The organism is Stenotrophomonas sp. P5_A8, assembly GCF_056400545.1.
The window spans coordinates 1-9,828 of sequence record NZ_JBFULB010000142.1 but is presented as its reverse complement, the minus strand read 5'-3'; the positions used below and the strand labels follow the sequence as shown (position 1 = coordinate 9,828).

Here is a 9,828-nt window from a genome sequence, read left to right as displayed (position 1 = left end):
GTGTTGCTTCACCATGCGCGCTGCCGCCGTGGAACGGCACTGCTGCACGCAGCGGCAGCGGTACCGGCGCGGCGCGCACATCCGGCGCCGCGCTGGCCACCGGCGCCCCGCCACTGGCCAGCACCGGCAGTTCCAGGGTGAAACAGCTGCCACGGCCCGGTTCGCTGGACACGCGGATGCTGCCACCCATGCGCGCGGCCAGGTCGCGCGAGATCGACAGGCCCAGGCCGGTGCCGCCATAACGGCGGCGGGTACTGCCATCGGCCTGGCGGAATGCCTCGAAGATCACCGCGGTCTGCGCTTCGGGGATGCCGATGCCGGTGTCGGACAYGGCAAACTGCACCCGCCCTGCCCCGGCGCTGCGCACCTTCAACAACACGCTGCCGTGCTCGGTGAACTTCAGCGCGTTGGCCAGCAGGTTCTTCAGGATCTGCTGCAGGCGCTGGCTGTCGGCCACCAGCTGCGCGRGCGCGCCGGCCTCGCTGACGATTTCCAGCACCAGGCCCTTCTGCGCGGCCATCGGCTCGAAGGTGTCTTGCAGGCGCTGCAGCACGCTGGACACCGCCAGGTTTTCTTCGACCAGCTCGACGTGGCCAGCCTCGATCCGCGACAGGTCCAGGATGTCGTTGATCAGCGCCAGCAGGTCGTTGTTGGACGAGTGGATCGCCTGGGCGTACTTGACCTGCTCGGCGGTGAGCGTGCCGTCCTTGTTGTCGGCCAGCAGCTTGGCCAAGATCAGCGCGCTGTTGAGCGGCGTGCGCAGCTCATGGGACATGTTGGCCAGGAATTCGGACTTGTAGCGCGAGCTGGCTTCCAGCTCGTTGCTGTTCTGCACCAGTTGCGTCTGCGCCAGCAGCAGCGCCTGCTGGCGCGACTCCAGCTCGTGGGTGCGCTCTTCCAGCTGCACGTTGGTCTGCTCCAGCTCGGCCYGCTGCTGCTCCAGGCTGGCCTGGGAATGCAGCAGGCTTCGGCTCTGCTCTTCCAGCTCCTCATTGGCCACGCGCAGCTCTTCCTGCTGAGTCTGCAGCTCTTCGCTCTGGCGCTGGGTCTCCTCCAGCAACTCCACCAGCTGGGCGCGCAGCAGCGCCGCACGCAGCGCCACGCCGATCGGCTCGGCGCACTGCAGCAGCAGCTCCAATTCCAGTGCGCGTGCCGGCGATACCCCGGCCCGGCCGAGTTCGACCACGCCTACCACCGCGCCATCGGCGGTGATGGGACCCAGCAGGCGCTGGCGCACCACGCTGCGGCCCAGCGGCGTCTCGATATCCAGCGGCGATTCGTGGTCTTCCAGCCGACGCGGCACGCCCAGACGCAACACCTCGCCCCACTGGCCCGCCGCCGCCGACAGCGTTCCGGGCAGCTGCGCAGGCAAGGCCGCGCCCCCCACCAGCAGCAGGCGGTCGCCCTGAAGGCGATACATCGCGCCCACCTCGGCCCCCAGCTGCGCGCACAGCGCCCGCATCGCCGCATCGGCCAGCACGCGAGGCTCCGGGTCGCCGYGCAGGCTTACCGTGACCGCGTTCTCGCCCTCCTGCAACCACAGCGCATCGGCGGCGATCCGGCGCGACTGGATCGCCTTCATCACCGTCAGCGCCATCAGCAGGAAGGCCACCCCACCGATGGTCCGGTTGACGAACGAGAACGCCGAGTTGGTGCTCGACGGCGCCACGTTGTAGCCCACCATCAACAGCACGCAGGACCCCAACGCCACCAGCATCGGCACGTCCAGCCGCCGCTGGAACAGGGTCACCCCCACCGCCATGAAATAGGTCAACCACACCGCATAGCCGAGTGGGACCACCATCTCCAGGGCCAGGGTGAACGCCATCAGGGCGGCCGAGGCAGCCCAGATCCAGCGGTCACGTGCGGTCGGCGCAGCATTCATGCGGAATTCCAGCTCAAAAGGGGGCCGATGGTACCTGAACCCGTAAAGCGGCGTTATCCGTCATTGGTCAGGTGGTTACAGCCCGTTCTTTACATGTTCTTCACGCTCTCGCCCCTACGGTTCGGCCCCTTAGAGGGGAGTGCATTACCGTCGTGGCCGAGGTCRTATCCAGCGTGGCACCGCTTGTCGATGAACGCCGGCAACTCAAGCTGTTGATCGACCATGTGTCCGACCATGCGATCTACCTGCTCGACCCGGACGGGCGTATCTGCAGCTGGAACCGTGGCGGCGAACGCGTCAACGGTTACACCGCCGAGGAAGCCATCGGCCAGCACGTGTCGATCTTCTACATCCCCGAGGAGCAGCAGCAGGGGCTGCCCCAGCAGGCACTGGAGCATGTCCGTGAACACGGACGGCTGGCTGGCGAAGGCTGGCGGGTGCGCCGCAACGGCGAGCAGTTCCGCGCCAGTGTGGTGATTGAAGCGGTGCGCGAGGACGGTCACCTGCTCGGCTTCGTCAAGGTCACCCAGGACATCACCGAGCGCTACCAGGCCCAGTGCCTGCTGCAGGATGCCCAGCGGTCGCGCCAGCACCTGCAGCGGTTTGAAGGTGTTGGCCGCCTGACCCGCGGGCTGGCGCACGAGTTCAACAACCTGCTGACCACCATCGCCAACGCACTGGATCTGGTCGCGCTGCGCCCGGGCGCCGATGCGCGCACCCATGAACTGGTGGAACTGGCCCAGGCAGCCGCCGACCGCGGCTCGCTGCTGACCCGCCAGCTGCTGGCGTTCTCGGCCGACCAGACCCTGGTGCGCGAGCCGGTGAGCGTGCCGCAGCTGCTGGACGAGGCCCTGCCCTCGCTGCAGCGGGCGTGTCCGCAGGCCATCCAGATGCGCGTGGAATTGGCGCCGGCGCTACCGCCGATCGCCACCGATGGCGTACAGTTGCACAGCGCCATGCTCAACCTGGTGCTCAACAGCTGTGAGGCGATGCCGCAGGGCGGCACGGTAACCATCACCGCCCGCGTCGAACAACGCCTTGCCCCCGATCTGGCGCAGCCTACCCGCCGCCGCTACGTCGCCATTGCGGTGACCGACGAAGGCGCGGGCATGCCACCAGAGGTTGCAGAGCGCGCCAGCGAGCCCTTCTTCACCACCAAGGAAGTCGGCAAGGGCAGCGGACTGGGATTGAGCCAGGTGTTCGGCTTCGTCTCCCAGTGCGACGGCTTCGTCGATGTACAGACCGCCCCCGGACGCGGCACCACGGTCCGTTTGTTGTTACCTGCMATAGAGGATGTCGAGCATGCCTGAGCCCCTTCGCGTTTTGATGGTCGAAGACCAGCAGGACCTGCGCGATCTGATCGGCCAGGCGCTGCAGGATTTCGGTATCGAGATCCACACCGCCGACGATGGCCCGGCCGCCCTGCGGTTGCTGCAGGAAGTGGGCGCGTTCGACGTGGTGTTCAGCGACATCAGCATGCCCAACGGCATGAGCGGGGTGGAACTGAGCGCGCACGTGGCCGAGGCCCTGCCCAACGCGCGCATGATCCTGTCTTCCGGGTATGCGCGCTCGCAGTTGCCGCCGTTGCCGGCGCACGTGGAATTCCTGCCCAAGCCCTACCGGCTGCGCCAGTTGGTGGCGATGCTGCAGTCGCCCGCAGCCGCACACTGACATGCGCGACCTCGCCCCGCTGCCCGACATCGCGCCCGGACATTACCGCCACTTCAAGGGCGGCAACTACGAGGTGGTGGGCGTGGTCCGGCACAGCGAGACGCTGGAGCCGATGGTGCTGTATCGCCCGCTGGATTCCAACGTAGGCCTGTGGGTACGGCCGTATGCGATGTTCGTGGCCGAGGTGGAGGTCGACGGCCAGGTGCGACCGCGCTTCGCCCCCGTGCCAGCCTGAGCCGGCAGCCCGGTAGTGCCGGCCGCTGGCCGGCAACCACCAACCCCTCAGCGCGGCACCACGCTCAACGCCTGGATCCGCAGCGCGGTCTCGCTCAGCGCCGAAGAGGTCTTCGCATTGGCGGCAATCCGCCCCGCCTGCTCGGCCACGGCTTCCAGCGCCGCACGGATGGTCACCGGCGCCTCGCCCTCGATCACCGCCTGGGCGTCTTCCAGCTCCAGCTGCGCACCGATCCACGCGGCCAGCACCTCGAAACACTTCACGCTGACCGCGTCCAGCTGCGACGGTTTGGGATCCAGCGCGCACAGCGTGCCGAACAGACTGCCGTCGCGGCGCAGCATCGGCACCGAAATGTAGCTCTCAAAGCCGTACAGCGCCGGGGTGGGATGGGTGGAAAACACCGGGTGGATGCTGGCCTGATCGAACTGCACGGTCTGGTGGTGCTGGCGGATCTCTTCGCAGATCGTGGTTTCCAGCACCAGGTCCTGCCCCGGCGCCAGGCCAAAGCCGATGCCGTCGTGTACCGCGCACGCCGTCCAGCGCTCGGCGGTGACCCGGGCCACGGCAACGAAGCGCATCGCCGTCAGCTGGCTGGCCAGTTCCAGCAGGCCCGGCAAGGCCGGCAGCTTCAGCAGCGCGGCGACGTCGGCCAAGCGCGGATCGCGCGAGGCCAACAAGGGCGCTGACACCGGCGGCGTCCAGGACAGGTCTTCAACGGGGTTTTCCAACGCCGCCATGCGCGCCGCCAGCACCTGGGCGGTGACCCGCTCGAACAGGTCGCGCACCGTCGCCGACAGGCCGCGCCCGTCACGGATATCGCCGACGAAGTGGATGCCCTGCCCCACCAGGCGCAGCTGCTCCACACCGTGGTCCAACCGCAGCGCCGGCCAGGCCAGCCGGTCGAGCATCCGCATCCACTCCTCGGAGGGAAGCGCGTCCAGCAACGCGGTGACGATCACCCGCGCAGGCGCAGGCTCGTCCTGCAGCCCCGGCAGATCGAATCCAATGACGCTGGGGAAGCCGGAACCGGTGTACATCGCAATCCTTGGCGGATAGCCGGCGATCGACCGGTCCGCGATACAGCGCCCACTCAAGTTGGGGACGTCAGCAGCGAATTATCGCACTTATCGGCGAGACGGAGCGTGATGCCGTTGGAGTCCACGCACGGGCCCAGGCGCCGGGCAAGGGGCCGACATCATCCTCGATGCCGGCACCGCCTCGGATGGTCAGGGGGTTGCGCCCTCGGTGCGCGCCATCGCCGCATCGCTCAGCACGAAGGGATCGCGCCCCGCATCGGCAAAGCCGCCGCATACCGCGTCGCCGGGGGCGACCGGATCGCACGGCCACTGGCTGCGCGGCACGCTGTCGACCTGCTCGAAACGCTGGCCATTCCAGACCACAAAGCCCAAGTGCGCGCGGCTCCACTCACCAAAACTGCGCGCGTCCGCAGGCGTACCCGCCTCATCAAAGCGCACGTACCAGCGCATCGCGGGGCCGTATTGCAGCTTGCTGCGGTCCAGCGTCACCTCGCCGCCCTTGGCCGCGTAGCGCTTCTTGTCCGCCTCGCCCAGCAGCGGGCGGGCCGGCATCACCTCGGCGGTGATGTCCACCGGCGCCGCGTTGCCACTCACCCGGTAGACGCGCTCCTGCACGAAGGCCTGGCGGCAATCGCCGGCCGGCACGCGCACCGGCTCGGCCGCATCGGCGTCCAGCACTCGCCCGTCGACGCACTCGAACGGCGCGGAGACCAGATACACCGTGGTGTTGGCATCGGCCCCTTCGAACGAGCGGATCCACAGCCCGCCCTGCACCACCAGGAAATCCGGCCGCTGGCCTGCGCCCGGCACCGCCTTGAACCAGGCGCGCTGGGCCACTTCACGCTGCCGCCAAATGCGCGGCAGGAGGATCTGTGCATCGGGGATGGCGACCAGCACCGCGGCCAAGTGGGCCGGCATGGTGCCTTGGCAGGCGCCGGTGAGCAGGTCGCCTTGGGTGGCCAGGCGCGCGGCCAGGTCGTTCGGGCAGCGTGCGCCGAGCTGGCGCTCGATGGCGTTGTTTTCGTTGACGAAGGGCGGTCGGGTGGCGACAGGGGCGGCAACCGCTGCGGGCGCGATGTTCGCCTGCGGCGCGGCGATGGCCTGCGGTGCAGGCACGGCCTTCGGCGCGGCCACGAGGGACGCTGCCGGAACGGCGGCCGCAGCCATCGTCGGCGCGGCTGGGACCGGGACTGGGGCCGAATCGACCACAGGTGAAGCCTCCGGATCGGGGGTCACAACGGGTTCGGTCGGTGTAGCAGGGGTAGGCGCGGGCGCAACCGCCGGTTCGGCCGCTGCAACGGCCTCGTTCGGCGCGGCGACCGCAGTCGGAGCGGCCTCAGCCACGGGACCCGCCACCTGCTCCGACATGGGCGCCGTTGCAGTCTCCATAGGTGCAGCCAGAGTGGGCGACGCAACCGCCGTCTCCGTCGACGCGGCGATGGCGTCGGTCACGCTGCCCGCGTCAACCGCAGCCGAGGTGGGTACGGCCGCATTGATGGCGGCGTGTGCCGCCGCCGGTTCGGCCGGGGTCTGCATTTCCTCGGGTGTCGCCACGGACGGCGGCGCTGCGGAGGCGGGTTCAGCGCCAACTGCCGCCTGATCTTTCGCCAACATCGCCGCCGGTGCGTCGAGCGCAACATCACCCTGTACCGCTGGATGCGCCTGATCGACAGCGGCCGGTGCAGGCGTGATGGCTCCGGCTGAATCCGCTACCGCCTCCCCCTGCGCCGTATCGCCTTGCAGTTCCACGGCCTCGCCAGGATCTTCCGGCAGCGACTGTGCCTGCGCGCCGAACGCGGCGAGCGCCACGGGCAACACCAGCAACAAGGCGGCCGTCGAAGCCAGGCGCACCGCACGGCGGCGCGGAGAAAGCAGCGTATTTCGCATTTTGTCGTCCTTGAACTTGAAGTGGAGTAACCGTGCAGACGGGTACAACAGCGACGCTTCGACGATGCGGCGCGCGCGGATATTCCCGTTGCAAGACTGGGTTACCACCACGCGATCCCAATTCCCCAGACCATCATCGTCCCGGCTGCCTGCCGGATTACTGACGCCGACACCCTACACCAAGCGTGAATTCCGCGTCATGACAATCCGCAAAATATTTGAAACTCATCACAGGTTCGGCGATTCACCCAAGCAACCCACAAGCGCTCTTCAGCGCGCCAAGGGGAATTTTGCTGCTGTGCAAGGTAAGAAAAGCGAGCTAAGCCTGCATCGACCGGGACGCCTGCAGCACCTGGTCCTGTTCCAACGCATGCTGCGTCGCCGGCCCTTGTTTGGCAGCCTGCTCGGCCACGCGCTGACTACTCTGCTGGAGTGGAATGTCCATGGTCGCAACGGTCTCCACCGACACCCGCAGATGCGCGGGATCATCCGCCCTCCCCTGGATGGCAAACGTGCGCGCCGCGTCGCTGCTCATCGACACCGCATCGATACGCGCTCCACCGGCGGCGTGCATCTCGGCAGCCAAGCCTCCGGCAAGCTGATCGCTACGCTGATCAGGAGCGCGGCCTACCTTCGCGTCCTGCGCATACACACCGCGCCGCGCATCCTCGAACAACGCAGTACCGGGGTGGTCGGCATGCTCCAGACTGGTGGTGCGCCGATCGGACTGTCGCTCAGCGTCGCGCCGCGCTGGCTCGCCCGGCTTCAACGTCCCGCGAATCTCGTCCACTACATCGTGCACCCCGCCCGGGACGCCGCGGGAACCCACGGTGAGGGCGCGCCGGCGCTCGCCGATATCATCGCGATACTCCTCGATCATCCGCTTGTTGCCCTCGGCCAGGGTGCGCGATTGCGGCGACTGCAGTACCGACTTGGCACCCAGAAAGTTATCCAGGCTGTGCGAGCCAAGCGACAGGCCGGCCGCCACCACCGGCTGGTCGGGGATCAGAAAGTTCGCCTTGCTATTGCTGAACCCGCATGCGGCGAGCGAATTGATCTCTTTCTGGGTCGCATAGACCCGCACCTGCCCGAAGTGGGGCGACGCCGCACTGACAGGATCGGCCGCCATCACATGGTTGACCAGATTGTTGCCGCCCTGCGGAATACGATACCCGAGACTGGCCGCGCCGTAGGCGTTGAACGTTTCACCTTTCAGATCGAAATGGTGCGAGGTGATCTGCGCCAGTGTGCCGCCGAGGGAATGACCGGTGACCGATACCGTGGGCGTGCGACCATCCAGAAGGCCTTCAGTCCTGGCAAAATCAACCGCGCGCCGGGTCAGTTCAATTGCATCGCGGCCCTGCAGGTTGGCGCGGGTGGTCACCATGCCGCCGTCGGTCAGCACCCCATCGCGACCGATCTGCTCGGTGCCGCGGTGGCCAACGACGATCTCGTTGGTATCCATGCGCTGGTAAACCGTGCCCTGGTAGCCGGTGAGACGGTTGTTGACGTGTTCGAGAATCTTGTACTCGTGCCCATTGAGGGTCACATGTTCTTCTTTGCCCGGCGCTCGCCGGCCCACCGCGCGGTCCTTGTACGTGTCATCGGAGATGGCCGCGAAGTCCCTGCTGTCGATGGTCATCTGGCCACCTCACCGACGCTGATCGAGACGGAGAACAGTCTCTCCCGCAGCTCGGGCTTGTATTCGGCCGGGTCCTCCTTGCCGCTGGCTGGGTAATCGGACATCGTCTCCGCGCGCGGATAGGTCATATCGGCGTAGTAACGTGTCTGCGTTTGCCCCGACAGGAGCTGATCGACCTTGATGAACGACAGGAAGCGGGTCTCTCCTGCGGCCCCCGTCGCCTTCAGCATCGTGCTGGCGCCGGTCAGCTCCCAATGACAGACGCCGCGGCCGTAGTAGTCCTCATCCTGCATCAGGTCCAGATAAACCTTGCCCTGATACTCATCGTCGGACACCTTGCGCAGCACCACGTCTTCCTGGCTGGTGATGCGGCTGCCAGTGCCGGTGGCGGGCTCGATATGACCGCACTGGTCCTCATTAGTCACATCGTACTGCGCAACCGCCTCCACCACGGCAAAGGGGCCGGGCGCATTGTGCACCTTCAGGGTGAACTCGATGGCCTTGCGCGGCCCAGGATTGAGCTTGGCCAGGCCGCGGCCGCCGCTGGCGACGTCCTCCTCGGCCTGTGGCATAGAAGTACTCATCGCTGCCTCCATACGGCCACAGGCCGTCAGGGTGAGGGTCAAGAAGAGCGCGCTGAATGTTCGATTCATCCGCCATCCTTGTTTGATCAGCAGGAAAGGTTCAGTTGAAATGGAGAAGGGCACACAAACTACCAAGGCCTACCGTGGCTGCGGGAGACGTCCACAACCAGCCTCCGCCTATCATTCCGCATGCGCGGAGAATATCCGCAAACCTTCCAGATTCTAGAACGCCTCAAACTCCGGCTCAGTGCATGCAGAATAGATAACTTGGCAGCCCATGCCTCCGCCCGTCTGACACTGATTCAGTGCAATGCGCTTTGACTCGTCCTGCGTGGCGGAACGTGCAAACGAAGTGCCACCTTTACCCGAGGTTGGAACTGCTGCGACAGCACATTGATTCTTGTAGGAGAACGCTGCTTTACAGTTTTTACCGCCACTTTGTGAACAAAGCGCTACGGCGTCCTTCTCTGCCGCGCCCTTGCTTCGTCGCCCGTTGGCAGCACCTGACTCCCCATTCGGTGAAAGGGCGAAGGCACCCCATGTCTTGATCCAACGCCCCGTTGCACGAGGGCCGTCCGCTTGTGATCCAGAGGCTGGGATGGGCGCGCAACCCTGTACGCCTTGCCCACCGATTGGATACGAACCCGGCGGGCACGCCCCCTCGGCGCGAGCCGCCCCTGAAAACAGGGCGGCTCCGGCGAACATAGCGAGAGCAAGTAGTTTTGAACTGAACTGAGTTGTCATCATATGGCTATCTCCGCCCTGGAAATTACAGGACTCGATTCCGGCCTGCTTAGTTTTTTGCGGCACCATATGTGCCTGGGGTCACACTGGCATTGTCATTTGTATTAGAGACTAGCGGGACATGGGCACGAACGGCATTTGCA

General features: G+C 66.4%; 9 protein-coding genes. 3 read left to right on the top strand and 6 right to left on the bottom strand.

Annotated features, from left to right (window positions below):
• Window positions 1–1,885: sensor histidine kinase (locus AC1DQP_RS11585; RefSeq protein WP_478051636.1), on the bottom strand; the 1,885-nt coding region annotated here is incomplete at its 3' end.
• Between the two features lie 152 nt (window positions 1,886–2,037).
• On the opposite strand from AC1DQP_RS11585, the gene AC1DQP_RS11580 reads away from it, so the two are divergent.
• The 3 genes from AC1DQP_RS11580 to AC1DQP_RS11570 are packed head-to-tail and all read left to right on the top strand — an operon-like array spanning window position 2,038 to window position 3,791.
• Window positions 2,038–3,195: a two-component system sensor histidine kinase NtrB gene (locus AC1DQP_RS11580; RefSeq protein WP_478051635.1), complete on the top strand. Its 1,158-nt coding sequence runs from the start codon at window positions 2,038–2,040 to the stop codon at window positions 3,193–3,195.
• Complete coding sequence (locus AC1DQP_RS11575; protein WP_256777241.1) at window positions 3,188–3,556, top strand: response regulator; 369 nt, start codon at window positions 3,188–3,190, stop codon at window positions 3,554–3,556. The genes AC1DQP_RS11580 and AC1DQP_RS11575 overlap by 8 nt, the downstream gene beginning before the upstream one ends.
• A 1-nt stretch (window position 3,557) precedes the next feature.
• Window positions 3,558–3,791: a DUF1653 domain-containing protein gene (locus AC1DQP_RS11570; protein ID WP_256777242.1), complete on the top strand. Its 234-nt coding sequence runs from the start codon at window positions 3,558–3,560 to the stop codon at window positions 3,789–3,791.
• A 47-nt stretch (window positions 3,792–3,838) separates the two neighbouring features.
• On the opposite strand, the gene AC1DQP_RS11565 is transcribed toward AC1DQP_RS11570, so the two are convergent.
• The 5 genes from AC1DQP_RS11565 to AC1DQP_RS11545 all read right to left on the bottom strand — a co-directional run bounded on the left by AC1DQP_RS11565 (window position 3,839) and on the right by AC1DQP_RS11545 (window position 9,646).
• Window positions 3,839–4,828, bottom strand: a complete 990-nt coding sequence (locus AC1DQP_RS11565) for a GAF domain-containing protein (protein ID WP_457319611.1) — start codon at window positions 4,826–4,828, stop codon at window positions 3,839–3,841.
• A 189-nt stretch (window positions 4,829–5,017) separates the two neighbouring features.
• Complete coding sequence (locus AC1DQP_RS11560) at window positions 5,018–6,826, bottom strand: hypothetical protein (protein WP_478051634.1); 1,809 nt, start codon at window positions 6,824–6,826, stop codon at window positions 5,018–5,020.
• Window positions 6,827–7,034: 208 nt separating this feature from the next.
• Window positions 7,035–8,357, bottom strand: a complete 1,323-nt coding sequence (locus AC1DQP_RS11555; protein WP_478051633.1) for an XVIPCD domain-containing protein — start codon at window positions 8,355–8,357, stop codon at window positions 7,035–7,037.
• Window positions 8,354–9,010, bottom strand: coding sequence for a hypothetical protein (locus tag AC1DQP_RS11550; RefSeq protein ID WP_478051632.1), 657 nt, complete (start codon window positions 9,008–9,010; stop codon window positions 8,354–8,356). Before AC1DQP_RS11550 ends, AC1DQP_RS11555 begins: the two co-directional genes overlap by 4 nt.
• Window positions 9,011–9,163: 153 nt before the next feature.
• Window positions 9,164–9,646: a DUF4189 domain-containing protein gene (locus tag AC1DQP_RS11545; protein WP_478051637.1), complete on the bottom strand. Its 483-nt coding sequence runs from the start codon at window positions 9,644–9,646 to the stop codon at window positions 9,164–9,166.
• Window positions 9,647–9,828 lie beyond the last annotated feature (182 nt).